This is a genomic window from Pseudomonas sp. CFBP 13602, from assembly GCF_014842725.1.
Taxonomy (GTDB): Bacteria; Pseudomonadota; Gammaproteobacteria; order Pseudomonadales; family Pseudomonadaceae; genus Aquipseudomonas; species Aquipseudomonas baltica.
On record NZ_JACYVT010000005.1, the window covers coordinates 30,348 to 56,786 of the forward strand.

23 protein-coding genes are annotated in these 26,439 nt (G+C 63.3%); 12 read left to right on the forward strand and 11 right to left on the reverse strand.

Annotated elements, in window-relative coordinates:
- Positions 1 to 14: 14 nt before the first annotated feature.
- The gene (locus IFU31_RS11360) at positions 15 to 620 is read right to left on the reverse strand and encodes a c-type cytochrome (RefSeq protein ID WP_192103006.1); all 606 of its coding nucleotides are present in this window, start codon (positions 618 to 620) and stop codon (positions 15 to 17) included.
- Positions 621 to 798: 178 nt separating this feature from the next.
- Between IFU31_RS11360 and yihA the strand changes: the two genes are divergently transcribed.
- On the forward strand, positions 799 to 1,437 hold the full coding sequence (gene yihA / locus IFU31_RS11365; RefSeq protein ID WP_122480098.1) for a ribosome biogenesis GTP-binding protein YihA/YsxC: 639 nt from the start codon (positions 799 to 801) through the stop codon (positions 1,435 to 1,437).
- 414 nt (positions 1,438 to 1,851) lie between these two features.
- Here yihA and polA read toward each other — a convergent pair whose 3' ends face one another.
- Entirely contained in the window at positions 1,852 to 4,617 is a 2,766-nt protein-coding gene (gene polA / locus IFU31_RS11370) for a DNA polymerase I (protein WP_122480097.1), read from the reverse strand.
- Between the two features lie 89 nt (positions 4,618 to 4,706).
- Here polA and IFU31_RS11375 point away from each other — a divergent pair, with 89 nt between their 5' ends.
- Positions 4,707 to 4,994, forward strand: coding sequence for a DUF2782 domain-containing protein (locus tag IFU31_RS11375; RefSeq protein WP_122480096.1), 288 nt, complete (start codon positions 4,707 to 4,709; stop codon positions 4,992 to 4,994).
- A gap of 64 nt (positions 4,995 to 5,058) precedes the next feature.
- Positions 5,059 to 6,009: a homoserine kinase gene (locus tag IFU31_RS11380; protein ID WP_185794585.1), complete on the forward strand. Its 951-nt coding sequence runs from the start codon at positions 5,059 to 5,061 to the stop codon at positions 6,007 to 6,009.
- A gap of 143 nt (positions 6,010 to 6,152) precedes the next feature.
- Here the strand turns inward: IFU31_RS11380 and IFU31_RS11385 are convergent, their stop codons facing one another.
- Entirely contained in the window at positions 6,153 to 7,082 is a 930-nt protein-coding gene (locus tag IFU31_RS11385) for a metal ABC transporter solute-binding protein, Zn/Mn family (RefSeq protein ID WP_192103009.1), read from the reverse strand.
- 57 nt (positions 7,083 to 7,139) lie between these two features.
- Between IFU31_RS11385 and IFU31_RS11390 the strand changes: the two genes are divergently transcribed.
- The 4 genes from IFU31_RS11390 to IFU31_RS11405 all read left to right on the forward strand — a co-directional run bounded on the left by IFU31_RS11390 (position 7,140) and on the right by IFU31_RS11405 (position 10,062).
- A complete protein-coding gene (locus IFU31_RS11390) occupies positions 7,140 to 7,622 on the forward strand; it encodes a Fur family transcriptional regulator (RefSeq protein ID WP_122480095.1) in 483 nt (160 codons plus the stop codon).
- Positions 7,622 to 8,392, forward strand: coding sequence for a zinc ABC transporter ATP-binding protein ZnuC (znuC, locus tag IFU31_RS11395; protein WP_122480094.1), 771 nt, complete (start codon positions 7,622 to 7,624; stop codon positions 8,390 to 8,392). Before IFU31_RS11390 ends, znuC begins: the two co-directional genes overlap by 1 nt.
- Complete coding sequence (znuB, locus tag IFU31_RS11400; protein ID WP_192103011.1) at positions 8,385 to 9,167, forward strand: zinc ABC transporter permease subunit ZnuB; 783 nt, start codon at positions 8,385 to 8,387, stop codon at positions 9,165 to 9,167. Before znuC ends, znuB begins: the two co-directional genes overlap by 8 nt.
- A gap of 187 nt (positions 9,168 to 9,354) precedes the next feature.
- Entirely contained in the window at positions 9,355 to 10,062 is a 708-nt protein-coding gene (locus IFU31_RS11405) for a PA5502 family lipoprotein (protein ID WP_192103013.1), read from the forward strand.
- Here IFU31_RS11405 and katE read toward each other — a convergent pair.
- Positions 10,059 to 12,197: a catalase HPII gene (katE, locus tag IFU31_RS11410; protein ID WP_185794590.1), complete on the reverse strand. Its 2,139-nt coding sequence runs from the start codon at positions 12,195 to 12,197 to the stop codon at positions 10,059 to 10,061. The genes IFU31_RS11405 and katE overlap by 4 nt on opposite strands.
- 283 nt (positions 12,198 to 12,480) lie before the next feature.
- On the opposite strand from katE, the gene IFU31_RS11415 reads away from it, so the two are divergent.
- From IFU31_RS11415 to IFU31_RS11425, 3 genes are all read left to right on the forward strand, one after another.
- The gene (locus IFU31_RS11415) at positions 12,481 to 13,488 is read left to right on the forward strand and encodes a methionine ABC transporter ATP-binding protein (RefSeq protein ID WP_192055222.1); all 1,008 of its coding nucleotides are present in this window, start codon (positions 12,481 to 12,483) and stop codon (positions 13,486 to 13,488) included.
- Positions 13,488 to 14,159 (forward strand): methionine ABC transporter permease, encoded by a 672-nt coding sequence (locus tag IFU31_RS11420; RefSeq protein ID WP_122480089.1) that lies wholly within the window; start codon positions 13,488 to 13,490, stop codon positions 14,157 to 14,159. Before IFU31_RS11415 ends, IFU31_RS11420 begins: the two co-directional genes overlap by 1 nt.
- Positions 14,160 to 14,235: 76 nt before the next feature.
- On the forward strand, positions 14,236 to 15,009 hold the full coding sequence (locus IFU31_RS11425; RefSeq protein WP_122480088.1) for a MetQ/NlpA family ABC transporter substrate-binding protein: 774 nt from the start codon (positions 14,236 to 14,238) through the stop codon (positions 15,007 to 15,009).
- 28 nt (positions 15,010 to 15,037) lie between these two features.
- Here IFU31_RS11425 and IFU31_RS11430 read toward each other — a convergent pair whose 3' ends face one another.
- Positions 15,038 to 15,670, reverse strand: coding sequence for an SCO family protein (locus IFU31_RS11430; protein ID WP_192055218.1), 633 nt, complete (start codon positions 15,668 to 15,670; stop codon positions 15,038 to 15,040).
- A gap of 174 nt (positions 15,671 to 15,844) precedes the next feature.
- On the opposite strand from IFU31_RS11430, the gene IFU31_RS11435 reads away from it, so the two are divergent.
- Positions 15,845 to 16,492: a hypothetical protein gene (locus tag IFU31_RS11435; protein ID WP_192055216.1), complete on the forward strand. Its 648-nt coding sequence runs from the start codon at positions 15,845 to 15,847 to the stop codon at positions 16,490 to 16,492.
- A gap of 65 nt (positions 16,493 to 16,557) precedes the next feature.
- On the opposite strand, the gene IFU31_RS11440 is transcribed toward IFU31_RS11435, so the two are convergent.
- The 4 genes from IFU31_RS11440 to IFU31_RS11455 form a co-directional block, all read right to left on the reverse strand.
- Entirely contained in the window at positions 16,558 to 18,087 is a 1,530-nt protein-coding gene (locus IFU31_RS11440; RefSeq protein WP_122480085.1) for a SulP family inorganic anion transporter, read from the reverse strand.
- A gap of 186 nt (positions 18,088 to 18,273) precedes the next feature.
- Entirely contained in the window at positions 18,274 to 18,981 is a 708-nt protein-coding gene (locus tag IFU31_RS11445) for a carbonic anhydrase (RefSeq protein ID WP_043191935.1), read from the reverse strand.
- A gap of 407 nt (positions 18,982 to 19,388) precedes the next feature.
- A complete protein-coding gene (gene gudD, locus IFU31_RS11450; protein ID WP_185794593.1) occupies positions 19,389 to 20,741 on the reverse strand; it encodes a glucarate dehydratase in 1,353 nt (450 codons plus the stop codon).
- A 75-nt stretch (positions 20,742 to 20,816) separates the two neighbouring features.
- Positions 20,817 to 22,163 carry an MFS transporter gene (locus IFU31_RS11455; protein ID WP_446731035.1) on the reverse strand — a complete coding sequence of 449 codons (1,347 nt, stop codon included), beginning with the start codon at positions 22,161 to 22,163 and terminating at the stop codon, positions 20,817 to 20,819.
- Positions 22,164 to 22,429: 266 nt separating this feature from the next.
- On the opposite strand from IFU31_RS11455, the gene IFU31_RS11460 reads away from it, so the two are divergent.
- Complete coding sequence (locus IFU31_RS11460; RefSeq protein ID WP_122480082.1) at positions 22,430 to 23,116, forward strand: FadR/GntR family transcriptional regulator; 687 nt, start codon at positions 22,430 to 22,432, stop codon at positions 23,114 to 23,116.
- 213 nt (positions 23,117 to 23,329) lie between these two features.
- On the opposite strand, the gene IFU31_RS11465 is transcribed toward IFU31_RS11460, so the two are convergent.
- Positions 23,330 to 24,643: a c-type cytochrome gene (locus tag IFU31_RS11465; protein ID WP_192103015.1), complete on the reverse strand. Its 1,314-nt coding sequence runs from the start codon at positions 24,641 to 24,643 to the stop codon at positions 23,330 to 23,332.
- 11 nt (positions 24,644 to 24,654) lie between these two features.
- Positions 24,655 to 26,439, reverse strand: a complete 1,785-nt coding sequence (locus IFU31_RS11470) for a GMC family oxidoreductase (protein ID WP_122480080.1) — start codon at positions 26,437 to 26,439, stop codon at positions 24,655 to 24,657.

Below are 26,439 nucleotides of genomic sequence, written 5' to 3' on the forward strand. Positions count from 1 at the left end.
AAGCTTGAACGTGTTCAGCGCAGGGCCTGAATATAAGTGGCCAGGGCGGCAATGTCGTCATCGTTCAGCCTGCCTGCAATGCTGTGCATGATCGCCGTGGCATCGCCCTCTTGACGAAAACCGGCCAGCCGCTTGATCAGGTACGGCCCATGCTGACCACGCAGCTGTGGAAAGCCGGCCAGTGCGGTACCGGCACCCTCGGGAGCGTGGCAGCCGCTGCAGGCAGGTACACCCAGCGCCGGGTCGCCACTGCGGTAGAGGTCCTGCCCACGCTGCGCCAAGCCGGCGTCGACTTCCGTGAGGGCGGGCGTCTGCCCGGCGTACCAGGCGGCGATGTCGAGCAGATCCTGGTCGCTCAGCTCAGCCAGCGTACCGGCCATTTCCGGGACCATGCGACGGTTTTCGCGGATGTCCAGCAACTGCTCGTTCAGGTAGCGCTCGCCCTGGCCGGCCAGCTTCGGAAAGATCGGCACAAGGCTGTTGCCGTTCGGGCCGTGGCACGCCGCACACAGTGTCGTCAGTGGCTGCCCTCGGGCGCTGTCGCCCGTCGTGCCGGCAGCACTTGCCGCGCTGCTGGCCAGCAGCGCGCAGAGCAGGCCCATCACACGCATTGCGCTCATCGACTGATCCAACCAAGGTGAAGTTCTCGACCTGCCGCACCGTACGGCCGGCCTGGGCGCATTATGCCCGCACGCAGGCCATTGCCGGCAAAATCACCCACATATTGTCCAGCCCTATATACTTCGCTGCATCGTTCTTGCGGCTGCTGCATCGGGCCCTGCCTCTACCGGAAATCACATGCAACTCAAAAACCCCATCCTGGGCCTGTGCCAACAGGCTACCTTTTCGCTCAGCGCCGCCAAGGTCGAGCAGTGCCCCGATGACGAAGGGTTCGAGGTCGCGTTCGCTGGCCGTTCCAATGCCGGCAAGTCCAGCGCCTTGAACACCCTGACCCACGCCAGCCTGGCACGGACCTCGAAAACCCCAGGGCGCACGCAGCTGCTCAACTTCTTCAATCTGGACGAGGAGCGGCGCCTGGTCGACTTGCCCGGCTACGGCTACGCCAAGGTTCCAATCCCGCTCAAGCTGCACTGGCAGCGCCACCTGGAAGCGTATCTGGGCAGTCGTGAAAGCCTCAAGGGGCTGATTCTGATGATGGACATCCGCCATCCGATGACCGACTTCGACCTGTTGATGCTCGACTGGTCGGTGGCCAGCCACATGCCCATGCACATTCTGCTGACCAAGGCCGACAAGCTGACCTACGGCGCAGCCAAGAATACCCTGCTCAAGGTTCAGGCCGAGATCCACAAGGGGTGGGGCGACGCCGTCAGCATCCAGCTGTTCTCCGCGCCCAAGCGCCTTGGCCTGGAAGATGCCTACACGGTGCTGGCACGCTGGATGGAGCTGCCGGACAAGAACACCGCCGAGGCCTGAGCCCGGAGTGAGAAAATCCGGGCAAAAAAAACCCCGGACTTCGTATGGGGAGGGGGAAGTCTGGGGCTCAAGGTCCGAACCGCTGAGGGTCCGGATATCTGCCAACACTTAACACAACATAGGAGCATCGAAAGGCTTCACTAGCCAATCCCAACGTCTGACTGGGAGAGGCCGGGGGAGTTCCTTGGCAGATGCAAACTATTTGCGATAAGTCGTTGGTTTCATGTGGGGTTCAGGTGTTTCATCTGGGTTGGATTCGGGGGTGCCCCTTCGCGGCCGCTGACCGCTCCTACAGAAAGCATGAGCATCCGTAGGCGCGGTCAGCGGCCGCGAAGCAGCAACACCGCGCCGAACCAGTGCGCAAAAGTCCGTAGGAGCGGTCAGCGGCCGCGAAGCCGTCAACCCGGTTTCGAATCAGTGCGCCTCGTCCCAGTTGGAACCCACGCCGACTTCCACCAGCAAGGGCACGTCGAGTTGCGCGGCGCCGCTCATGTACGGGCGGATCTGGGTGCCGATCTGCTCGACCAGGTCCTCGCGCACTTCCAGCACCAATTCATCGTGCACTTGCAGGATGACGCGTGCGTCCAGCCCGCTTTCGGCCAGCCAGTTGTCCACCGCAACCATGGCGCGCTTGATGATATCGGCAGCCGTACCCTGCATCGGCGCGTTGATCGCGGTGCGTTCGGCCCCGCGGCGCAGGGCGGGGTTCTTGGCGTTGATGTCCGGCACGTAGAGGCGACGCCCGAACAGGGTTTCGACGAAGCCCTGTTCGGCGGCCTGGGCGCGGGTGCGCTCCATGTACTCGAGCACGCCCGGATACTGGGCGAAATAGCGGTCGATATAGGCCTGCGACTGCTTGCGGTCGACGCCGATCTGCTTGGCCAGGCCGAACGCGCTCATGCCGTAGATCAAGCCAAAGTTGATCGCCTTGGCACTGCGCCGCTGGTCGGTGGTGACCTGCGCCAGGTCTACCCCGAACACTTCCGCAGCCGTGGCCCGGTGCACGTCCAGATCGTTCTGGAAGGCATGCAGCAAGCCTTCGTCCTTGGCCAGGTGGGCCATGATGCGCAGCTCGATCTGCGAGTAGTCGGCCGCCAGCAGGCGATACCCGGGCGCCGCGATGAAAGCCTGACGGATGCGCCGTCCCTCGGCGGTGCGGATGGGGATGTTCTGCAGGTTCGGGTCACTGGACGACAGGCGTCCAGTGGCGGCGACCGCTTGATGGTAGGACGTGTGGATGCGCCCGGTGCGCGGGTTGATCTGCTCGGGCAGGCGGTCGGTGTAGGTGCTCTTGAGCTTGCTCATGGAACGGTACTGCATGAGCACCTTGGGCAACGGATAGTCCTGCTCGGCCAGTTCGGCGAGCACCGCTTCGGCCGTGGAGGCTTGGCCCTTGGCTGTCTTGGAGATGATCGGCAAGCCGAGTTTCTCGTAGAGAATCACCCCCAATTGCTTGGGTGATCCCAGGTTGAATTCCTCGCCGGCGATCTCGAACGCTTCGCGCTCCAGGGCAACCATCTTTTCACCCAGTTCCACGCTCTGGATACCCAGCAGTTTGGCATCGACCAGCGCGCCCTGGCGCTCGATCCGTGCCAGCACCGGCACCAGCGGCATTTCGATGTCCTGCAGCACGGGCAGCAAGCTGGGCACTGCATCCAGCTTGGCCTGGAACAGTTGATGCAGGCGCAGGGTGATGTCAGCGTCTTCGGCGGCGTAGGGGCCGGCCTGTTCCAGCGCGATCTGGTCGAAGGTCAGCTGCTTGGCGCCCTTGCCGGCGATGTCGGCGAACTTGATCGTGGTGTGGTTCAGGTACTTGAAGGCGAGGCTGTCCATGTCGTGCCGAGTGGCGGTGGAGTCGAGCACGTAGGATTCGAGCATGGTGTCGAAGGCCACGCCCTGCACGTCTATGCCGTTGTCCTGGACGCCACCGATGGCACAGTTGGCGAGGATATTGATGTCGTACTTGGCGTGCTGGCCGACCTTGAGCTTGCGCGGATCCTCGAGCAGCGGCTTGAGCGCCAGCAGCACGGTATCGCGGTCGAGCTGTTCGGGCACGCCCATGTAGGAGTGCGTGAGCGGAATGTAGGCGGCTTCGTGGGGTTCGACCGCGAAGGAGATGCCTACCAGCTGCGCGCGCTGGGCATCCAGGCCGGTGGTCTCGGTGTCGAAGGCGAACAAGCTGGCCTGTTCGAGCTTCTGCAGCCAGACATCGAAGCGAGCCTGGTCGAGAATCGTTTCGTAGCGTACTTCGATGGCCGCGACCGGCTCCTGCGCCGGAGCCAGTTCTTCGCCGGCGCGCCGGGCTTCACGCTCGACGTCTTCGATCCAGCTGCGGAACTCCAGCTCGCTGTAGATGGCAAGCAGTGCATCGCGATCCGGCTCGCTGCACATCAGTTGGTCGACTTCCACGTCCAGCGGTACGTCGATCTTGATGGTGGCCAGTTCATAAGAGAGGAAAGCCATTGCCCGGTGCTCTTCCAGCTTGGCGGGCAGCGCCTTGGCGCCGCGAATGGCCAGGGCCGGGACCTTGTCGAGGTTCTCGTAGAGTTCCTTGAGGCCGCCGCCGATGCCGGTCAGCAGGCCCTGAGCGGTTTTTTCGCCCACGCCCGGCACGCCGGGGATGTTGTCGACCTTGTCACCCATCAGGGCCAGGAAGTCGATGATGTGCTCGGGACCGACGCCGAACTTCTCCTTGACGCCGGCGATGTCCAGCACGCTGCCGGTCATGGTGTTGACCAGGGTGATGTGGCCGTCGACCAGTTGCGCCATGTCCTTGTCACCCGTGGAAATGACCACCGGGCGATCGGCTGCCGCGCTGCTGCGGGCCAGGGTGCCGATGACGTCGTCAGCCTCGACGTTATCCACGCACAGCAATGGATAGCCCAGGGCCCGGACGCAGGCGTGCAGTGGCTCGACCTGTACCCGCAGGTCGTCGGGCATGCTCGGGCGGTTGGCCTTGTAGTCGCCGTAGAGGGCATCGCGGAACGTCCCGCCCTTGGCGTCGAAGACCACCGCGAACGGGCTGTCCGGATACTGCCGACGCAGGCTCTTGAGCATGTTCAGCACGCCCTTCACCGCACCCGTGGGCATGCCCTTGGAGGTGGCCAGCGGCGGCAGTGCGTGGAACGCCCGGTACAGATAGGAAGAACCGTCCACCAGGACGAGAGGAGCTTTGCTCATGAGCAGAATCAACCTTTTCGGCAAGTCCGGCGTTAGAATGCCCGGAGCTGTGACAACGAGAACTGTGACAACAAAGGGACAAGGTTATCATGCGTAACGTAAAACACCTGTTGCTCGCGGCTCTGCTGCTGACCAGCCCGCTGATGACCCTGGCTGCGGACGACGCGCCTTCGGCCGATCCGGACGTGACCATTCGCCAGGACGGCGACAAGACCATCCAGGAGTATCGCCAGAACGGCTTCCTGTATGCGATCAAGATCACCCCGAAGCACGGCAAGCCGTATTTCCTGGTGCGTGCCGATGGCACCGATGACAATTTCATCCGCTCCGACCAGCCGGACATGCTGATCCCGGCCTGGAAAATCTTCGAGTGGTGAGGCTGTAACCTTCAATTCAACCGGGCGCCGCCCCTTGCGGCGCCAGTATGGGCAAATCTACGACATGTCTGTGTTTACACCCTTGACCCGCGCCGAGCTCGAAACCTTTCTGGCCCCCTATGGCCTTGGCCGTCTGCGGGACTTCCAGGGAATTGCCGCCGGTACCGAGAACAGCAACTTCTTCATCAGCCTGGAGCAGGGTGAATACGTGCTGACGCTGGTCGAGCGCGGGCCGACCCAGGATTTGCCGTTCTTCATCGAACTGCTCGATGTACTGCACGACGCTCGGCTGTCGGTGCCCTATGCCTTGCGCACCACCGAGGGCGTGGCGCTGCGCACGCTTGCAGGCAAGCCGGCCCTGCTGCAGCCGCGCCTGGACGGTCGCCATGTGCAGGCGCCGAACAACCAGCACTGTGTGCAGGTGGGCGAGTTGCTGGGGCACATTCACACCGCCACCCTCGACGCACCGTTGGTACGCCGCACCGACCGTGGCCTGGACTGGATGCTGGAAGAGGGCGAGAAGCTGGTCGCCGACCTGGATACTGCAGCCGCGGCGCTGCTGCGTCCGGCCCTGGCCGAGATCCAGGCGCATCACGCACAGATTCTGGCACTGCCACAGGCCAACCTGCACGGCGACCTGTTCCGTGACAACGTGATGTTCGAGGGCACCCACCTAACGGGTGTGATCGACTTCTACAACGCCTGCTCCGGGCCGATGCTGTATGACCTGGCGATTACCGTGAACGACTGGTGCTCGGATGAGCACGGTACCCTCGATGCGCCACGCGCGCGGGCATTGCTGGGTGCCTATGCAGCCCTGCGGCCATTCACTGCGGCAGAGGCACAGCTGTGGCCACTGATGTTGCGTGTGGCTTGCGTGCGGTTCTGGCTGTCGCGCCTGATCGCGGCGCAGTCGTTTGCCGGGATGGATGTGTTGATCCATGATCCCAAGGAGTTTCAGGACCGGTTGGCGCTGCGGCAGAAAGTTGGGGTGCCGTTGCCTTTTGCTTTTTAGAGCTTGAGACCGTGGGGCGGCCTTCGCGGGCAGAGCCCGCTCCCACAGGAACCTGCTTCTGGCATGAATCCTCTCTCACAGGAACCTGCGTCTTGCCTGAACCTTCTCTCACAGGGCAGGGGTTCAGGCATGTGCGAGGAGCTTCAGAGCTTTTCCAGGCAGCCGGCGAGGTTGTCGGCCAGATTGCCCAGCAGGGTTTCGTAGCCGGTTGCGGTAGCGTCTTCGAAGCCACCCAGGGCGTCCAGCTCGGCCAGGGTCACCGGCAGCCCGGCAGTCAGGGTCTGCGCCAGCTTGGGGCGCATCGGCGGCTCGCTGAACACGCACGTCTTGCCCACTTCCTGCAGGCGCTGACGCATCGCGGCAACATGCTGTGCGCCGGGTTGTACTTCGGCGGCCACGGCGAATACACCCGCATGTTTGAGGCCGTAGGCCTCCTCGAAATAATCGAACGCCTCGTGGAAGACGAAGTAGGGCTTGCCCTGAATGCCAGCCACCCGAGCGGCCAGACGTGTGTCCAGGGCCTGCAGGCGCTGCGTGAAGGCGGTCAGGTTGGCCTGGTAGCGCGGCGCATTGGCAGGGTCGGCAGCGGACAGGTCGGCGGCCATGCGCGTGGCGATCACCCGAGCATTGACCGTCGAGAGCCACAGGTGGGCGTCCAGGGTGCCCGGGCGGTGGTCGTGATCGTGGTCCGATGCTTCCTCGTCATGGCCGTGGCTGTCTTCGGCAAAATGCCGCAGGTGCATGCCCGGCAGCGTCTGGATCGAGACCGTCGGCTTCTGCCGAGCCTGCAGCACGCGCGGCAGAAAACCTTCCATGTCCGGGCCGATCCAGTACAGCAGATCGGCGTCGGCCACCCGCCGCACGTCCGATGGCCGCAGCGCGTAATGGTGCGGCGAGGCACCGGGCGGCAGCAGCACTTCGGGCTGGCCGACACCGTCCTGCACGGCAGCCGCGATCAGCTGCACCGGCTTGATGCTGGTCAATACCCGCACTTGCGCCTGTGCCGGCAGGGCAGTCAGGCACGCGGCGAGGAAACCGATGGAAAGAGCAAAAATACGGACCACAATGAACACTCTCGGGGGCAAGAACAGGTAACATAATAACGTCTCTATCAGAATTCGTCGCCGCTCATGTCCAAAACACCGCTGGCCAGCCGTCCCCACGACCACTCACATTGCGTGCACCACGCGCTGAGCGAAGCCGATGCCTTGTGCCTGAAACAAGGCCTGCGCCTGACCGCCTTGCGTCGTCGCGTGCTGGAACTGGTCTGGCAAAGCCACAAGCCACTGGGTGCCTACGACATCCTCGCCGTGCTCAGCGAACAGGACGGCCGCCGCGCAGCGCCCCCCACGGTCTACCGCGCCCTGGATTTTCTGCTCGACAACAACCTGGTGCACCGCATTGCCTCGCTCAACGCCTTCATTGGCTGCAACCATCCCGAGCATGCGCATCAGGGCCAGTTCCTGATCTGCCGCGCCTGCCACGTGGCCGTGGAGCTAGAGCACAAGACCATCAGCGACGCCATCGTCGAAAGCGCCCTGGGTGTCGGCTTCGTCGTCGAGGGGCAAACCGTGGAAGTGGTCGGCCTGTGCGCGGCCTGTCAGGGGGCGTGATGAGCGAAGCCTTGATCCGCCTGGACCAGGTCACGGTGGCATTCGCCGGCCAGCGGGTGCTCGATGACATCCACTTGTGCGTGCAGCCCGGCGAAATCGTGACGCTGATCGGCCCCAATGGCGCCGGCAAGACCACCCTGGTGCGTGCCGTGCTCGGGTTGCTCAAGCCCGATTCGGGCAGCGTGTGGCGCAAGCCGCGACTGCGCATCGGCTACATGCCGCAGAAGCTGCACGTGGATCCGACCCTGCCGCTGTCGGTCCTGCGCTTTTTGCGCCTGGTGCCGGGTGTGGACCGTGCCCGCGCTCTGGCGGCGCTGGAAGAAGTAGGCGCCGCGCAGACCATCGACAGCCCGATCCAGACGGTGTCCGGCGGTGAGATGCAGCGGGTGCTGCTGGCCCGGGCACTGTTGCGCGAGCCGGAACTGCTGGTGCTCGACGAGCCGGTGCAAGGCGTCGACGTGGCCGGCCAGGCCGAACTGTATGCCCTGATCACGCGCCTGCGCGAACGCCACGGCTGCGGTGTGCTGATGGTTTCCCACGACTTGCACCTGGTCATGAGCACCACCGACCAGGTGGTCTGCCTGAACCGGCATGTGTGCTGCTCCGGGCACCCTGCGCAGGTCAGCGGTGATCCGGCGTTCGTCGAGCTGTTCGGCAGCCACGCTCCCAGCCTGGCCATCTATCACCACCATCACGACCATGCCCATGACCTGCACGGCAGCGTGGTCAGTGACACTCATGTACACGGAGACAGCTGCAAGCATGGCTGATTTTTTACTGTATGCCTTGCTGGCGGGGCTTTCCCTGGCAGTGGTGGCGGGACCGCTGGGCTCGTTCGTGGTGTGGCGGCGCATGGCCTATTTCGGCGACACCTTGTCCCACGCGGCCTTGCTGGGCGTGGCCCTGGGCTTCGTGCTCGACATCAGCCCGGCACTGGCGGTCACGGTAGGCTGCCTGCTGCTGGCGATACTGCTGGTGACCCTGCAGCAACGCCAGCCGCTGGCCTCGGACACGCTGTTGGGGATACTCGCGCCCAGCACACTGTCGCTGGGTCTGGTGGTGCTGAGCTTCATGCACGACGTGCGCATCGACCTGATGGGTTATCTGTTTGGTGACCTGCTGGCGATCAGTCCGACCGATTTGTATTGGATCATCGGTGGCAGTGTGGCCGTGCTCGCGCTGTTGATCGCCCTGTGGCGGCCGTTGCTGGCAATCACCGTTCACGAAGAGCTGGCACGGATCGAAGGACTGCCCGTGGCGGGCCTGCGCATGGCCTTGATGCTGCTGATTGCGGTGGTGATCGCGGTGGCGATGAAGATCGTCGGGGTGTTGCTGATCACCTCATTGCTGATCATCCCGGCGGCAGCCGCACAGCGGCATGCGCGCTCCCCCGAGCAGATGGCGCTGGGTGCCAGTGCGCTGGGGGTGATCGCGGTATGTGCCGGGCTGGCCTTGTCGTGGTTCAAGGACACGCCGGCCGGGCCTTCGATCGTGGTCAGTGCGGCGGTGTTGTTTTTGCTGAGTTTTGCGTTGCCCAAGCGGTAGTGGAGTGGCTGGCGCGAGTCGCTGTTATCTGTACACCTCGCGTCGATTGCCCAGCTGTGGACAGGCACAGACCCCGCTTTCCTCGGCCAAAGAGTGGTGGCCTCAGCGATTTTCGGCGTCCATATTTTCGCCGACACCCCCACGGTGTAGACTTGGCCGTTTTTTGGGCAAATAGAGAGTCGTAGCAATGAAGCCGTTCGTCTCCCGTTACCTGCTACTTGCCACACTTTCCCTGGTGTTGACCGCTTGCCAGACCTCACCAGCCGACCACGCCGCTGATGCGGGTCCGGATGCCTGGCAGCAGCTGGAAACAAACATTGCCAGCAGCGAACTGGCCACGGCCGAGGATCAACTGGTCAAGCTGCAGGCGCAGGCCCCGCAGGACCCGCGCCTCACCGAGGCGCAGCGGCAGCTGGCCGAAGCCTACCTGCAGCGCAGCCAGGTGATGCTGCAGAAAGGTGACGTCAACGCTGCCGCCACTGCGCTGGGCCGCGCCCGCGTGCTGATGCCCCAGGCACCGGCGCTCACCGGTGGCGTCAACGGCGCCATCGCCCAGGCCCGCAAGGCCGAACTGGAGAAAGCCGAAGCCGCCCTGAAAGCTGCCGAAGCCAGGCCCAAGGCCCTGGTGCTGGATCCGAACGCCAGCGTTTCAGCGGTGCCGTTGAAGATGCACAGCGCGCCGCAGCTGCGCGCGCAGATGCGCGACATCGCAACCGACGTCGTTCATTACCAATGCGATGTGATCATTCAGGTGGCCCAACCGGGCGAATATCGCCGGCTGGAGGCGCTGCTCAAGCAGCGCGTCAGCGAACAGTTGCCAGAGATGCAACTGAAGGTCGGTCGCCGTGTGGTCCACGGACAACCGACCCAGGTGGTGCTTATACCGCGCCGTTAAGCCGGAATGGCTTTGGCGGCCGGCTCGCGATCCCACACGCGGTGCTTGGCGATGGCGGCGATGAACGCCTTGATGGTGCTGTCATCGTCACCCACCAACAGGCCGGCATCTTCCTTCAGGCGCAACGCTTCGAGCAGCGCCTTGCCATCCTTGCTGATACCGATTGCCTTGAGGTGCTTGTAGGCCTCGAGCAGGTAATGCAGTGCCACGCCATCGGCGCTCAGTGCCTTGATCGAATCGGCACCGCCCGGCACCCACACTGCATCGAAGGCCACCGAAGGCAGGCCTTCCTGGGACGCGTCGACGGCCAGTGTCTTGCCATCGGCCGTCTTGACCGGTGCGCTGGTAGGGCCCAGCACCTTGGCATGCGCGCCTTCGGCCTTGAGCGCCTTCTGCAGCGCAGCGACTGCATTGCCGTCCACGCCGTTGGCAACCAGAATAGCGACCTTGCGGCTCTTGATGTCGCCGGACAACAGGTTCATCTGGCTCAGCGCAGGCGATTCCTTCAGCGAGGAAGGCTTGACCGATACGGTGCCCTTGGTAGGCGCCGGCAGACCCAGGTTGGCCGCAACGCGCGAAGCCAGTTCCAGATCGATGTTGGCCAGAATCTCGTTGACCTGACGGGCACGGATGTACTCGCGCTCGACCTTGCCCAACTCGAAGCTGTAGGCCGCGATGATGTGCTCTTTCTCGGCATGGCTCATGCTGTTGAAGAACAGCGTGGCCTGGGAGAAGTGGTCGGAGAACGATTCGCTGCGCTCGCGGACCTTGTGCGCATCGACACGCTCGGGATAGGTCTCGAAGCCGCCGTCGATGGGTGCCGATGGGGTTTCCTTCGGCCAGCCGCCGTCGATCGAGTTCGGTTCGTAGGAAGCACGGCCCTTGTCGATACGGGTGCGATGCTGGGCATCACGCTGACCGTTGTGGTTCGGCGCGATCGGGCGGTTGATCGGGATCTCGTGGAAGTTCGGCCCACCGAGGCGGCTGATCTGGGTATCGGTGTAGGAGAACAGACGGCCCTGCAGCAGTGGGTCGTTGCTGAAGTCGATGCCAGGCACGATGTGGCCCGGGCAGAACGCGACCTGTTCGGTCTCGGCGAAGTAGTTGTCCGGGTTGCGATCCAGCACCATGCGGCCCAGTGGAGTGACCGGGACCAACTCTTCGGGAATGATCTTGGTAGGGTCGAGCAGGTCGAATTCGAACTTGTGCTCGTCTTCTTCCGGCACGATCTGCACGCCCAGTTCCCATTCCGGGTAGTCGCCCATCTCGATGGATTCCCACAGGTCACGGCGGTGGAAATCGGTGTCCTTGCCGGCCAGTTTCTGCGCCTCGTCCCAGACCAGCGAGCAGGTACCGAACTTGGGCTTCCAGTGGAACTTGACGAATGTGCCTTTGCCCTCGCCATTGACGAAGCGGAAGGTATGGATACCGAAGCCCTGCATGGTGCGCAGGCTTTTCGGGATGGCGCGGTCGGACATGGTCCACAGCACCATGTGCGCCGACTCAGGCACCAACGAGACGAAGTCCCAGAAGGTGTCGTGGGCGGAGCCACCGGTCGGGATCTCGTTGTGCGGCTCAGGCTTCACCGCGTGGACGAAGTCGGGGAACTTGATCGCGTCCTGGATGAAGAAGATCGGCATGTTGTTGCCGACCAGGTCGAAGTTGCCTTCGTCGGTGTACAGCTTGACCGCAAAACCACGCACGTCGCGCACGGTATCGCCCGAGCCACGCGGGCCCTGTACCGTGGAAAAGCGCACGAAGACCGGGGTCTTTTTCGACGGGTCGCGCAGGAAGCCGGCCTTGGTCAGCGCCGAGTGGTCTTCGTAGGTTTCGAAAAAACCGTGGGCCGCGGTGCCGCGGGCGTGGACGATACGCTCCGGGATGCGTTCGTGGTCGAAGTGCGTGATTTTCTCACGCATGATGAAGTCTTCGAGCAGCGACGGGCCGCGCGGGCCAGCCTTGAGGGTGTTCTGGTTGTCGCTGATTTTCACGCCATGGTTGGTGCGCAGCGCCTGTCCGGTGCCATCGGCACGGAACTGCTCGAGCGATTCGAGCTTGGCGTTGGTGTTCTGGCGATCCAGGGTATCGGTGCCAGCGGCTTCGCTCTTGCCGGTAGGGGGGGTCTTGTTGCTCATCGGGCCTTAACTCCTTGGTTCACGGCAGTCCGTGGACGGACTCTGATAAGTACCCTCACCTGATCACGGCAGGCATGGGCCAGGGATACTCAGCAAGTGACCGGACGAATTGCGTGGACGTTCCTTTTTTTTCGCGAACGGTGGGTGGGCGAGCCTTTAGTCGCGTTATTGCCAAATCGCAGGTCGCCGCGAAAATAAATGCTAAATGCCACGGGATGCCTGGGCTAAAATGCGCGCCCGGCTACCCGCTGCCCCCATTCATGCGCCCCACAAGGTTCGCTACGTGATCGAGTTCCAAGATGTCCACAAGACCTACCGCGTGGCCGGTAGGGAAATTCCCGCGCTGCACCCCACCCGGCTCACGGTGCCGGCAGGCCAGGTGTTCGGCCTCATCGGCCACTCGGGCGCGGGCAAAAGCACGCTGCTGCGCCTGATCAACCGCCTGGAGAACCCCAGCGGCGGCACCATCATCGTCGACGGTGAAGACGTCACTGCCTTCGACGCCGACGCCCTGCGCGGTTTCCGGCAACAGGTCGGCATGATCTTCCAGCATTTCAATCTGCTGGCGTCCAAGACCGTCGCCGACAACGTGGCGATGCCGCTGAACCTGGCCGGCCGTCTGTCGCGCAAGGAAATCGACCAGCGCGTGGCCCAGTTGCTCGAGCGGGTGGGCTTGTCCGACCACGCACGCAAATACCCGGCGCAGCTGTCGGGCGGACAGAAGCAGCGCGTCGGCATCGCCCGCGCCCTGTCGACCAACCCGAAGATCCTGCTCTGCGACGAGGCCACCAGCGCGCTGGACCCGCAGACCACGGCCTCGGTATTGCAGTTGCTGGCCGAGATCAACCGCGAACTGCAATTGACCATCGTGCTGATCACCCATGAAATGGACGTGATTCGCCGGGTCTGCGACCAGGTTGCGGTGATGGACGCCGGGCGCATCGTCGAGCAAGGCACGGTGGCCGACGTGTTCCTGCACCCGCAACATCCAACCACGCGTCGCTTCGTCCAGGAAGACGAGCAGGTCGACGAGAACGAGCAGCGCAGCGACTTCGCCCATGTGGCGGGGCGGATCGTGCGCCTGACGTTCCAGGGCGAGGCCACCTATGCGCCGCTGCTGGGCACGGTGGCACGCGAGACCGGTGTCGACTACAGCATCCTGGCCGGTCGTATCGACCGCATCAAGGATACCCCCTATGGCCAGTTGACCCTGGCTATCACGGGCGGCGACATGGAAGCGGCCTTCGCTCGCTTCACCGCAGCCGACGTTCACATGGAGGTGCTGCGCTGATGGACCTGATCAACTTCTTCGCCAGTGTCGACTGGAGCGAAATCTGGCAGGCCACCCTGGATACGCTGGTGATGCTCGGCACCTCGCTGCTGTTCACCATCCTGCTGGGGCTGCCGCTGGGTGTCGTGCTGTTCCTCACCAGCCCACGGCAGATGTTCGAAAAGCCACGCTTGTACGCGGTGCTTTCGTTCATCGTCAACGTGGTCCGCTCGCTGCCGTTCATCATTCTGATCATCCTGCTCATCCCGGCCACGGTGGTGTTGGTAGGCACCTCGCTGGGGGTAGCCGGTGCAATTCCGCCACTGGTCATCGGCACCGTGCCATTCTTTGCCCGCCTGGTTGAAACCGCCCTGCGCGAGGTCGACCGCGGCATCATCGAGGCGACCCAGGCCATGGGCGCCACGACGCGGCAGATCATCACCCGGGCGCTGGTGCCCGAGGCCATGCCGGGGATCATCGCGGCCATCACCGTGACGACCATCACTTTGGTGTCGTACACCGCGATGGCCGGTGTGGTGGGCGCCGGAGGCCTGGGCGACCTGGCGATTCGCTACGGCTACCAGCGCTTTCAGGACAACGTGATGTACGTCACGGTGATCATTCTGATTCTGATGGTCCAATTGCTGCAGATGCTCGGCGACCGTCTGGTCGTGCATTTCTCGCGCAAATGATTCATGCCTCGCACCTCATTCATGCCTGGTAAATAGTTCACAGTCAGGCCCGCAGGGGCCGACAAGGAAACCGAAGATGAAAAGACTACTGGCCGCCATGGCCGCCGTCGCTGCACTGTCCGTCCAAGCCAACGAAACCCTGAGCGTGGCAGCCACTGCAGTGCCTCACGCGGAGATTCTCGAGTTCGTCAAGCCGCAGTTGGCCGAACAGGGCGTGGACCTCAACATCAAGGTGTTCACCGACTACATCCAGCCCAACGTCCAGGTGGCGCAGAAAGCCATGGACGCGAATTTCTTCCAGCACCAGCCTTACCTGGATGAATTCAACAAGGGCAAGGGTACCGACCTGGTCGCCGTGACCGGCGTCCATCTGGAGCCGCTGGGCGCCTATTCCAGCAAGATCAAGACCCTCGACGAGTTGGGCAACGGCGCCAACGTAGTGGTGCCCAACGACGCCACCAACGGCGGCCGCGCGCTGCTGCTGTTGCAGAAGTACGGGCTGATCCGCCTCAAGGACCAGAGCAACATCCTGGCGACCACCAAGGACATCGTCGAGAACCCCAAGGGCTTGAAGATCCGCGAGCTGGAGGCAGCGACCATCCCGCGCGTGCTGACCCAGGTCGACCTGGCCCTGATCAACACCAACTATGCCCTGGAAGCCAAGCTGGATCCGTCCAAGGACGCGCTGTTCATCGAAGGCAGCGATTCGCCGTACGTGAACATCCTGGTGGCACGCCCCGACAACAAGGATGCGCCGGCCATGCAGAAGCTGGCAGCCGCGCTGCACAGCCCCGAGCTCAAGCAGTTCATCACCGAGAAGTACAAGGGTGCAGTATTGCCGGCCTTCTGAGCCCGTGACGGCTTGACTCGCGCGTCCCTCAATCGCCCGCGACCAGCCCTGGAAGCTGGGCGATCATCTTGGCATTGTCGATCGGCCCGCGGATGAACCCACGCTGGCGCCCATCCGGCCCGATCAACGCCAGGTTGGCACTGTGCTCCACCAGGTAATTGGGCTTGCGCGTGTCGGCCGCGATGAATGGAATGCTGATGGCCCTGGCCAGTGTCTGCAGAGTGTCGACCGGCGCCACCCACCCCTGGAATCCCGCCTTGAAATAACCCAGGTATTGCTTGAGCCGCTCGGGCGTGTCGCGGTGCGGGTCGACGCTGATCAGCACCACTTGCAGGCGCTCGCGCGTGGCGTCCGGTAGCTGGTTCTGCACATCGCGCAGGTTGGCCAGCGTGGTGGGGCAGATATCCGGGCAGAACGTGTAGCCGAAGAACAGCAGCGACCATTTACCCTGCAGCCGGGTCAGGTCGACCACCGATCCGTTCTCGTCGGTCATGTGCAGGGCAGGCATCGCGCGGCTTTGCGCCAACAGGATGATGCCCGCATCGACCAGCCCGGCGCGGTCGGGTTGACGCTGTCCACTGAGCAGGTGATGAACGCTCAGCCCGATCAGCAGGGCAAGGGCGCCGGCAAGGGTAAACACGATTTTCTGCGTTCGGGTCATGGGCCTGGGATCGAGAGACGTTGGAGGAGGCGACGTTATCAGGCGAGCCGCAGCGAGGGTAGTGGTCAAGCGCCGTTATGAAATGTGTCCTGATTATGACAAATGCGTCTTAGCCTTCCCGATGGGCCAGCTATCGTTCCCACTTCACTTGCGTGACACTCGCCTGGAGCCTTCATGAACACCGCCGCATTGCGCGAGCAGATTCAACGTGCAACCGAACACGAGGCCGCTACCGGCCACCTGCATCAACGCCTGGAAAAACAGTTGCCGCAATTGCACCCGGCCATCGACCTGGCCGAGGGCGGCGGTGTCGCTTTGTGGCGCTTCGTCAGCGCCTACATCGAGGAAGTCCCGCAGTTGCTCGATGCGGCCAGCGAAGTCGCTGGCAAGGCCGGAATCGAGTCGCAGATCAAACCGGTATTGAAGATAGCCGAGGAGTATTTTCTGCGTCCGCCCGGAATTGTGGCCGGCCAGGAGGGGCTGGATGGCCTGCTCGACGAAGCCTACCTGGCGCATCGCCTGGTCGAGGAAGTCAACGACCTGTACATCCGCCACCTGGGCCAGCCACTGATACCGCTGGACATGACCGTGGCCAACCTGATCGCTCACCAGTTGATCGGTGAAACGTTCGCCAACCAGCTGGATGAAGTCGTGCATCACTCGATGGCTCAGATGCTCTGTGACGAGCGCTTCGAGCTGCCGTCGGTGCTGGCCTATCGCGACAAGCTGATCAGCCCTGAAACCGGCGCGGCGTGGCAGCAATGGCCGTGCATGTCACGGCGCCTGGGTATTGGCCTGGACCTGAACTCGGCCAGTTCCTGAGGGCCTGCACAGGGCTTGGCGAGCGGTCGTCGCCAGGCCCCGTGCAGCCGGTCTGCGCTGTCGTGCTAGCTGCCGAAGCCTGCCGTGGTGCGCAGCCGACCCTCGATACGCCGCTTCAGCCCGCGGCTTTCGATGACCATCCGCGAGCCCTTGCTCTGATTGGCCCGACCCCAGTCTTCCAGCAGTTCCAGGCACGAGTGGTCGATGTAGTTCAACCCGGCCAGTGGCACATGCACGGTCGTACCCTCCGGAATGCTCGCCAGGGCTTTGGTCAGGGCGGGTACCTTGAGAAAGGTCGCCGAGCCCACCATGCGCAGTTCCACTTCACCCGGTGCCTGGTCGATCAGGGTGATCTTCAGACGTGCCGCCTTGAAGGCCAGCTTCAGCAAGGTCAGGGCGAAACCCAGCAGCACACCGGTGAGCAGGTCGGTGAAGACGATTGCCAGCGCCGTGGCCGCGTAGGTGAACATCGGCATCCGGCCGTAGCGGCCCAGGCCCTTGAAGGCCTTGAAGTCGACCAGCTTGACGCCGGTGAAGACCAGCACGCCCGCCAGGCTTGCGACCGGGATGCTTTGCAGCAGGCTGGACAGCAGAACCACGAACCCCAGCAACCAGACACCGTGCAGGATCGCCGACATGCGTGTCTGTGCGCCGGCCTGGACATTGGCCGAGCTGCGCACGATCACGCCGGTCATGGGCAGCGCGCCCAGAATGCCGCAGAGCATGTTGCCTACACCTTGTGCCGACAGCTCGCGGTCGAAATCCGAACGCTGGCCGTTGTGCATGCGGTCGACCGCTGCTGCCGAGAGCAGGGTTTCGGCACTGGCGATGAAGGCCACGGCGATCGCGGCGATGAGCAGGGCTGGATCGGCGAGGTTGAGCAGGTCTGCCGGGCGCAGCCAGTCGATGGCTTCCGCCAGGTTCGCCGGCACTTCGACACGCTTGACCGGCATCGCGAAGAACAGGCTGAGGCCCGTCGCCAGGCCCACACCGAGCAAGGCACCGGGCACGAAGCGTAGTTTTTGCGGGCGCAGCTTTTCCCACGCATACATCACGGCAATGGTCAGCAGGCCCAGCAAGCCAGCCTGCCAGCCCAGCCCGCCACCGATGCTGGGGATGGCCTGGCCGACCACGGCGGGAAATTCGATCAGGTTGCTCAAGCCCGAGGGTTGCGGCGCCCGGTCGAGCATTACATGCACCTGGGACAGCACGATCAGTACGCCGATGCCGGCGAGCATGCCGTAGACCACTGCCGGTGCGGTGACGCGGAACCAGCAGCCGAGCTTGAACCGCCCGGCCAACAGTTGCAGCAGGCCGGCCAGCAGCAGGATCGGCCCGAGCATGGCCATGCCATGCTGGCGAACCAGCTCGAAGACCAACACCGCCAGGCCGGCGGCGGGACCACTGACCTGCAACGGCGACCCGGCCAGGAATCCGACCACGATACCGCCGATGATGCCGGTGATCAGGCCTTTGGAAGGCGGCATTCCCGAGGCGATGGCGATACCCATGCACAACGGCAGCGCAACCAGAAACACCACGACCGAGGCGAGCAACTCGCGCGGCAACACTGCTTTCATCTGTGCAATATTCACGTTCAATCTCCTGCAAGCATTCAGGCGAGCCGGGCCGCACTTTTCGACAGGCAGCAGCGTGCCTGCCCAATCCCCTGAAGCCCAGCCAACGCGGCTGGGTACAGGTGGATTCGGCAAGCGAACGATGAGGTGTGCTGTCGACAGATTACGGCCAGACGGGCCCTGTCATACGAATGACGCGGCTACCTAGAACCGGCCCTTGGGCGTCGCGCTCGGGGTCGTGGTCATTCTGTCGAGGGGACGGAAGCAGTCCTGTTCGGCGTCGTAGGCCTTGATCTCGCTGGTTTCGATGTTGTAGATCCAACCGTGGATGAACAACTGGCCGCTGGCCATGCGCGAGGCTACCGATGGGTGCGTGCGCAGGTGCTGCAGCTGGGAGATGACGTTTTCTTCGGTCAGCACTTTCATGCTTTCGGCTTCGTTGGCGCAGTTGCAGTTGTCTTCGACGACCGTGCGGGCCACTTCCGAATGGCGCAGCCAGGCCTTGACCGTTGGCATCTTTTCCAGCGAAGCCGGGTTGAGCACGGCACGCATGGCGCCACAGTCGGAGTGGCCGCAGACGATGACGTGCTGCACGCCCAGCGCCAGGATGGCGTATTCCAGCGCTGTGGAAACGCCGCCGTTCATTTGCCCGTAGGGCGGTACGACGTTACCGACGTTGCGGGTGACGAACAGGTCGCCGGGGGAGCTTTGGGTGATCAGTTCAGGGACGATTCGCGAGTCTGCACAGGTGATGAACATGGCCCGTGGCGCTTGCGCAGTGGCAAGCTTCTTGAACAATTCCTGTTGCTGGGGGAAGACGTCATGATGGAAATGCAGGAAGCCGTCGACGATCTGCTTCAGGGAGGCTTCAGCCGTATCGGCATGGCTCGGTGTAGGATCCTTGTCGCTCATGATTCATCCTCTTGCTGGATTTGAGATGGTTCCCAGTTTACCGGGTAAAAATTCCCACAGCTCATGGCTGGATGAGACGATTCACACAGGATTATGACTCGTGAGTCATTTGTCACTAACCCTACCGGTGAAAACTTAACTGAACCTGAATCGAGGCGTCTATTGCGCGGGGATGAGGGTTGTCGAGACGATGAACTGTGTTACAGGAGCACGCGGTCCCTGTAGCAGCGGCGCGAGCCGCGTCAGGCGTCACCGCGTTTTCCCAGATGCACCACATGGACCGCCGACGCGGCTCGCGCCGCTGCTACAGGGATCATGCGATCCGCAACCACGGTGCAAGCCGCTCCGGTGTCGGCTGTAGCAGCGGCGCAAGCCGCGTCATGAGGGCATACGGTGCAGCTGGCGGTTCAACGCACCAGGCAGGGACGCTTGTTGTCGAACTGCCAACCCGAGATCAGGTATTGCATGGCGATGCCGTCATCGCGCGCGCCGAGGCCCTTGGCCTTGTACAGCTCGTGGGCCTTGGCCACTTCGTCCATGTCGATGTCCACGCCCAGGCCCGGTTTGGCCGGCACCTTAACGAAGCCATCGACGATCTGCAGCGGCTCTTTGGTCAGACGCTGGCCGTCCTGCCAGATCCAGTGCGTGTCGATCGCGGTGATCTCACCCGGCGCCGCAGCCGCCACCTGGGTGAACATGGCCAGGGAAATGTCGAAGTGGTTGTTGGAGTGCGAGCCCCAGGTCAGCCCCCAGTCGTTGCACATCTGCGCCACCCGTACCGACCCCTGCATGGTCCAGAAATGTGGGTCGGCCAGCGGGATGTCCACCGACTGCAGCTGGATGGCATGGCCCATCTCGCGCCAATCGGTGGCAATCATGTTGGTGGCGGTGGGCAGGCCGGTGGCACGGCGGAACTCGGCCATGACTTCACGCCCCGAGTAGCCGTTCTCCGCGCCGCATGGGTCCTCAGCGTAGGCCAGCACATGGTGCTGGTCACGGCACAGGCCGATCGCCTCCTTCAATGACCAGGCACCGTTGGGGTCCAGGGTGATGCGCGCCTCGGGGAAGCGCTCGGCCAGTGCGGTCACCGCCTCAATCTCCTCGGCACCGCGCAGCACGCCACCCTTGAGCTTGAAGTCATTGAAGCCGTACTTGGCCTTGGCCGCTTCGGCCAATCGCACGACCGCCTCGGGGGTCATTGCCTTTTCATGGCGCAGGCGGCTCCAGTCGTCGCCGGCGTCCGGCTCGCTGCGGTAGGCCAGGTCGGTCTGGCCACGATCACCGACGTAGAACAGGTAGCCCAGCATCTTCACGGCGTCGCGCTGCTGGCCTTCACCCAGCAGCGCCGCCACCGGCACCTCGAGAAACTGCCCAAGCAGGTCGAGCAGGGCGGCTTCCATGGCCGTCACGGCATGGATGGTGATGCGCAGGTCGAAGGTCTGCAGGCCGCGGCCGGCGCTGTCACGGGCGGCGAAGGTGGTGCGCATGCGGTTGAGGATCTGCTGGTACTGGCCGATGGGCTGGCCCACCACCAGGCTGCGGGCGTCTTCCAGGGTTTCGCGAATGCGCTCGCCCCCGGGCACCTCGCCAACACCGGTGTTACCCGCGCTGTCCTTGAGAATCACGATGTTGCGGGTGAAGAACGGGCCGTGGGCGCCGCTGAGATTGAGCAGCATGCTGTCGTGCCCGGCAACCGGGATGACTTGCAGGCTGGTGACGACAGGAGCGTTGTGCGCGGTCATGTTGTTTTCCTTCTCCATGTTGTTGTCCTTGTCATTGAATCCACGCCAGGCGCCGCATGGGCCTGGCGAAAACAGTGCAGGCCGGCGTGCCCGTCAGAGCGGCCGGGCCTGCGCGGGTTCGGCCAGGCCATTGGCAGGCTTGCCGGGCTTGGGCTGGGTACGCGCGAAGAACACCACGATCGCGGCCAGCACCGAGGTACCGGCCAGGCCGTACAGCCCGCCCTGAATGGAGCCCGTGCTCTGCTCCAGAAAGCCGAAGGTGGCCGGTGCGACGAAGCCACCCAGGTTGCCCACCGAGTTGACCAGGGCGATCACCGCCGCAGCGATGCGTGCATCCAGGTACGCCTGGGGAATCGGCCAGAACAGCGACGAGGCCGACTTGAAACCGATCGCGGCGAAACACACGGCGACGAAGGCGAACACCGGCCCACCGGTGGTCGACATGAACATCCCGGCGGCGGCGATCAGCAAGGCCGTGGCCACCCATGCCTGCTGGAACTTGAACTTGCCGGACAGGGCCGCGAAGCCGTACATGGCAATGATCGAGATCAGCCAGGGTATGGAATTGAGGAAGCCCACCTGCAGGTCGTCCAGGCCGCCCATTTTCTTGATGATGCTGGGCAGCCAGAAGGTCGCCGCATAGATGGTCAGCTGGATGCAGAAGTAGATCAGGCAGAACAGCAGGATCTGGCGATCCCTGAGCAGGGTGCCCAAGGTAGGCTTGACGGTGTGCATGGCATCACGTTCGCGCTGTTCGCGGTCAATCTCGCCCACCAGCGTGTCTTTCTCTTCCTGGGTCAGCCATTTGGCGTCGTGAACCTTGGAATCCAGCCAGAACCAGACGAAGAAGCACAACAGCACCGAGGCCAGGCCTTCGATCAGGAACATCCACTGCCAGCCGTGCATGCCCAGCCCTTCGATCTGCAACAGGGCACCGGCCAGTGGCCCGGAAATCAGCGAGGCCAGGGCCGAACCGCTGAGGAAAATCGCAATCGCCTTGCCACGCTCGACCCCAGGCAACCAGCGGGTGAAGTAGTAGATCACCCCCGGGAAGAAACCGGCTTCGGCGATCCCCAGCAAAAAGCGCAGGATGTAGAAATGGGTTTCGTTCTGAATGAACGCCATCATCGTCGCGACGATGCCCCAGGTGAACATGATCCGCGTCAGCCAGACCCGTGCGCCGACTTTCTGCAACAGCATGTTGGACGGCACTTCGAACAGGGCATAGCCGATGAAGAATAACCCGGCGCCGAATCCGTAGGCTGCCGCACCGATGCCCAGGTCATGCTCCAGGTGCGTGCGCACGAAGCCGATGTTGACCCGATCGATGTAGTTGACGATAAACATGATGACGAACAGCGGAAGTACGTGACGCTTCACTTTCGAGACGGCGCGGGCCAGGACGGCATCGCCGGTTGCAACGTTTGAATTGCTCACAATTCAAATCTCCCACTGATTGTTTTTATGCGGGTAGTGTGTGGATCGAGCGGCAGCTGGGTGCTCGGTCGGCAGACATCATACAACTCAGCATGATTCAAACTCAACGCTTATGCAGGCTTTAAGCATGCCATCCGTCGTTGTCATACATCTTGGCGAGCAGGTGGCGATGTCGATGGTCATTCCGCGAAACCCGTACCGAGCCCCGCGCAATGCCTGAGTGATACACCCAAGGTATGATCGGACTTTTCCTCAAGGGGGGCTCATCGATGTCCAAGCGACCCAACAGCCTGGCCCATGTGCTGGTCGAGGCCTTGAGCCAGCAGATCCGCCTGGGCACCTTGGCGCCAGGGGCCAAACTGCCGTCGGAGGGCGCCATCGTGGCCGAGCACGGGGTCAGCAGGACCGTGGTGCGCGAAGCCTTGTCACGCTTGCAGGCGTCCGGGCTGGTGGAGGCCCGGCATGGCGTCGGCACCTTCGTTTTGCAGCGCGAGCCGGCCCATGGCCTGCGCTTGAACGTGGATACGGCGCTCAGCGTGCGCGGCATCCTGGAATTGCGCCTGGGCCTGGAAACCCAGGCGGCGGCTTTGGCGGCCAAGCGTCGTAGCGACGCTCAACTGGAACGCATGCGCAAGGCGCTGGATGACTATCAACGCTCGCTGGCCAACAACGACAGTTGCGTGGAGGAAGACAAACGCTTTCATCAACTGATTGCCGAGGCGACCGGCAATACGTATTTCACCGACATCCTGCAGCACCTGGGCGATGCGATGATCCCGCGCACTCGTCTGAATGCGCTGGAGAAAGGTGACGCCGATCTGTCCCAGCTAGGGCAGTTGGCGAACCTCGAGCATGAAGCGATCTACCAGGCCATTCGCAAGCAGGATGCCGACGCGGCGCGGGCGGCGATGTGGCTGCATTTGAGCAACAGCCGTGATCGTTTCAATGCCGATTGAAGGGAAGGCCTTTTACTGAAGGGATTCGGTGAGGGCCTCTTCGCGGGCAGAGACCCGCTCCCACAGGAGTAGAACGCCTTTTTACTGAAGGGTGTCAGTGAGGCCCTTTCGCGGGCAGAGACCCGCTCCCACAAGGATGGTCACCCATTCACATACCTGTGGGAGCGGGGCGGGCGGCGAGCCCTCTGCCCGCGAAGAGGCCGGCTGCCTCGATCAATGGCTGGTGGACTGCCCCAGGTCATCGCCGGAAGTGTGTTTCATGTCGTCACCGCGCATCTGCTTGACGTCACTGGCCGACACCGCCGAGCCCTGGTTGCCCCAGCTGGTGCGGATGAAGTTCACCACGTCGGCCACTTCCTGGTCGGACAGGCGCCAGGCGAAGGCAGGCATGGTGAACGTCGACGGCGCCGTGTGCGTCGCTGGCAACGTGCCCCCGGCCAGTACGATATGGATCAACGAACTGGCATCCTCGGTCTGCAGCACCGGGTTGCCGGCCAAGGCCGGGAACACCCGGGTATAGCCCTGGCCATCGGTCCGATGACAGGCTGCGCAGTTGTCGATGTACAGCCCGGCGCCGACCTTGCTGTCGTCGCCCTTCCACAGCGCATCGGCCACGCGCGCATCGTATTCATGCGGCTTGTCGGCCCGGTCCACTGCCGGAAGCGTCTTCAGGTAGCGGGCAATTGCGGTCAGGTCTTCATGGCTCATGTACTGCATGCTGTGCTCGACCACGTCGCTCATGCCGCCGAACACCGCGCTGCGGTCGCTGCGGCCGGTCTTGAGAAACTGCACCAGTTGCTCTTCGCTCCAGCTGCCCAGGCCGTCCTTGTGATCGCCGCGCAGGCTCTTGGCGATCCAGCCTTCGAGCGGTGCGCTGCCAGCCAGGAAGTCGGCGCTGTCGGCGGCGCTGAGGGCCTTCTCCTGCATGGTGATCGCCCGCGGCGTATGGCAGGCGCCGCAATGCCCGAGCCCTTCGACCAGATAGGCACCGCGGCTGATCACCGGATCCGAGCCCGGCGGTGGCTGATAGGCACTGACCTTGGGCGCGAACAGACCACGCCAGATCGCCAACGGCCAGCGCATGCTCAACGGCCAGGGAATGTCGGTGGCCTTGTTCGGCTCGGCCACCGGCGCCACACCCTTCATGAAGTAGGCATACAGGGCCTGCATGTCGGCATCGCTGACCCGCGCATACGACGGGTAGGGCATGGCCGGGTACAGGCTGCTGCCGCTCTTGCCGATGCCGTGGCGCACGGCCTTGTCGAAGTCGTCGAAACTGTAATTGCCGATGCCGTCGCCGTGCGGCGTGATATTGGTCGAGTAGACCGTGCCTATCGGGGTTTCCATGCCCAGCCCACCCGCGAATGGCGCACCGCCCTTGGCGGTATGGCAAGCCACGCAGTCACCGGCACGGGCCAGGTAGCGACCCTGCTCGATCAGGGCGTCGTCGGACTCGGCGGCCCAGGCCGGCAGACTGGTCGACAGGCTGGCCAGCAAGGTCAACGCAGCGATCTGGATAACGTTCATCTCTGCGCTCCTTATGCCTGCACCAGCGGGCCGGGGTTCTTCAGGTACTGCTCGCGAATGGCCCGCGCCGACCAGTAGGTCAATGCCGCCACCAGGCCAGTGGGGTTGTAGCCAAGGCCCTGAGGAAAGGCCGAGGCGCCTGGAACGAACACGTTAGGCACATCCCAGCACTGCAGATAACGGTTGATCGCGCTGGTCTTGGGGTCGGTACCCATGATCGCGCCGCCGTTGAGGTGGGTGGTCTGGTAGGAGGCAGTGTTGAAATGCTCGCCGACCTTCTTGCCGAGCAGGGCAATGGCCTTGGGGTTCATGGCCTGGGCGACCTTGCTCATTTTCTCGACCATGAAGCGGTTCATCTTGATGTCGTTTTCCTGCCAGTCGAAGGTCATGCGCAGCAACGGCAGGCCATAGGCATCGCGGTACACCGGGTCCAGGTCCAGGTAGTTGCCGCGATAGGACTGATGGGCGCCGTGGGCATCCATCGACACCTGATGGGTGTAGTAGTCGGCAGTGGCCTTCTTCCAGGCACTGCCCCAGGCAGGCGTACCGGGTGGATTGGCCGTGCCGGCGATGGGCCGGCTGCCGGCCTGGTTGACCCACATCGGCGAGCCGCCGACGAAGCCATGGGGGCCATGGTCGAAGTTGTCGGCGTTGAAGTCGTCGAACGCCACGCCGTTGCCACCGGCACCGATGAAGTTGTTGGTGTGGGTGTCCTTGTCGAAGAAAGCCTTGATGGTGGCCATGTTCTGATAGGCGAAATTCTTGCCGACCACACCTTCGCCGGTCTTGGGGTCGTAAGGCTGGCCGATGCCGGAGAGCAGCATCAAGCGCACGTTGTTGAACTGGAAGGCTGCGAGGATCACCAGGTCCGCCGGTTGCTCGACCTCACGGCCCTGGGCATCGACGTAGGTCACCCCGGTTGCCTTGCGCTTGCTGCTGTCCAGGTTGACCCGCAGCACGTGGGCATTGGTGCGCAGCTCGAAGGTGTCGACCTGACGCAACGCCGGCAGAATGTTCACGTTCGGTGACGCCTTGGAATACATGTAGCAGACATAGCCGCTGCAGAAGCCGCAGAAGTTGCAGGGGCCCATCTGCGCACCATAGGGGTTGGTATACGGCCCCGAGGTATTGGCCGAGGGCAGGTTGTACGGCTTGTAACCGACCTCGGCCGCAGCCTTCTGGAACAGCTGCGCCGACACGGTGTTCTTCTGCGAGGCCAGCGGGAAAGGGTTGGAACGATCCGGGGCATACGGGTTGCCACCCTTGCCTTCGCCGACACGCACCCCGTTCACCGTCCAGGCCTGACCCGAGGTGCCGAAGACTTTTTCGGCAAAATCGAAGAACGGTTCCAGCTCTTCATAGCTGACGCCGAAATCCTGGATGGTCATGTCCTTGGGAATGAACTGCTTGCCGTAGCGCTCTTCGTAGTGGCTGCGCATGCGCAGCTCGATGGGATCGACCCGGAAATGCACGCCGGACCAATGCAGGCCGGCACCGCCGACGCCTTTGCCTGGCAGAAACGCACCCAACTGACGGTTGGGCAGGGCGACGTCGTTGACGCTGTGACGGATGGTCACGGTTTCCTTGGAGATGTCCTGGAACAGCTTCTTGCGCACGCTGTAGGTCAGCTCGTCGATCACCTGTGGATAACTGCCGTCGGGGTAGGTGTCCTGCATCGGGCCGCGCTCCAGCGCGACCACGTTGAGGCCCGCCTCGGTGAGCTCCTTGGCCATGATCGCGCCGGTCCAGCCGAACCCGACGATGACCGCGTCGACCTTCTTCATTACCGTTGCCAT

Excerpts from the sequence above, each read along its gene's own strand:
- IFU31_RS11380 (WP_185794585.1), top strand. The coding sequence starts at position 5,059 with ATGTCTGTGTTTACACCCTTGACCCGCGCCGAGCTCGAAACCTTTCTG.
- polA (WP_122480097.1), bottom strand. The coding sequence starts at position 4,617 with ATGAGCAAAGCTCCTCTCGTCCTGGTGGACGGTTCTTCCTATCTGTAC.
- yihA (WP_122480098.1), top strand. The coding sequence starts at position 799 with ATGCAACTCAAAAACCCCATCCTGGGCCTGTGCCAACAGGCTACCTTT.
- IFU31_RS11375 (WP_122480096.1), top strand. The coding sequence starts at position 4,707 with ATGCGTAACGTAAAACACCTGTTGCTCGCGGCTCTGCTGCTGACCAGC.
- IFU31_RS11430 (WP_192055218.1), bottom strand. The coding sequence starts at position 15,670 with ATGACCCGAACGCAGAAAATCGTGTTTACCCTTGCCGGCGCCCTTGCC.
- znuC (WP_122480094.1), top strand. The coding sequence starts at position 7,622 with ATGAGCGAAGCCTTGATCCGCCTGGACCAGGTCACGGTGGCATTCGCC.
- IFU31_RS11425 (WP_122480088.1), top strand. The coding sequence starts at position 14,236 with ATGAAAAGACTACTGGCCGCCATGGCCGCCGTCGCTGCACTGTCCGTC.
- IFU31_RS11435 (WP_192055216.1), top strand. The coding sequence starts at position 15,845 with ATGAACACCGCCGCATTGCGCGAGCAGATTCAACGTGCAACCGAACAC.
- IFU31_RS11465 (WP_192103015.1), bottom strand. The coding sequence starts at position 24,643 with ATGAACGTTATCCAGATCGCTGCGTTGACCTTGCTGGCCAGCCTGTCG.
- IFU31_RS11405 (WP_192103013.1), top strand. The coding sequence starts at position 9,355 with ATGAAGCCGTTCGTCTCCCGTTACCTGCTACTTGCCACACTTTCCCTG.
- IFU31_RS11360 (WP_192103006.1), bottom strand. The coding sequence starts at position 620 with ATGAGCGCAATGCGTGTGATGGGCCTGCTCTGCGCGCTGCTGGCCAGC.
- IFU31_RS11390 (WP_122480095.1), top strand. The coding sequence starts at position 7,140 with ATGTCCAAAACACCGCTGGCCAGCCGTCCCCACGACCACTCACATTGC.
- katE (WP_185794590.1), bottom strand. The coding sequence starts at position 12,197 with ATGAGCAACAAGACCCCCCCTACCGGCAAGAGCGAAGCCGCTGGCACC.
- gudD (WP_185794593.1), bottom strand. The coding sequence starts at position 20,741 with ATGGAGAAGGAAAACAACATGACCGCGCACAACGCTCCTGTCGTCACC.
- IFU31_RS11460 (WP_122480082.1), top strand. The coding sequence starts at position 22,430 with ATGTCCAAGCGACCCAACAGCCTGGCCCATGTGCTGGTCGAGGCCTTG.
- IFU31_RS11420 (WP_122480089.1), top strand. The coding sequence starts at position 13,488 with ATGGACCTGATCAACTTCTTCGCCAGTGTCGACTGGAGCGAAATCTGG.
- znuB (WP_192103011.1), top strand. The coding sequence starts at position 8,385 with ATGGCTGATTTTTTACTGTATGCCTTGCTGGCGGGGCTTTCCCTGGCA.
- IFU31_RS11445 (WP_043191935.1), bottom strand. The coding sequence starts at position 18,981 with ATGAGCGACAAGGATCCTACACCGAGCCATGCCGATACGGCTGAAGCC.
- IFU31_RS11470 (WP_122480080.1), bottom strand. The coding sequence starts at position 26,439 with ATGGCAACGGTAATGAAGAAGGTCGACGCGGTCATCGTCGGGTTCGGC.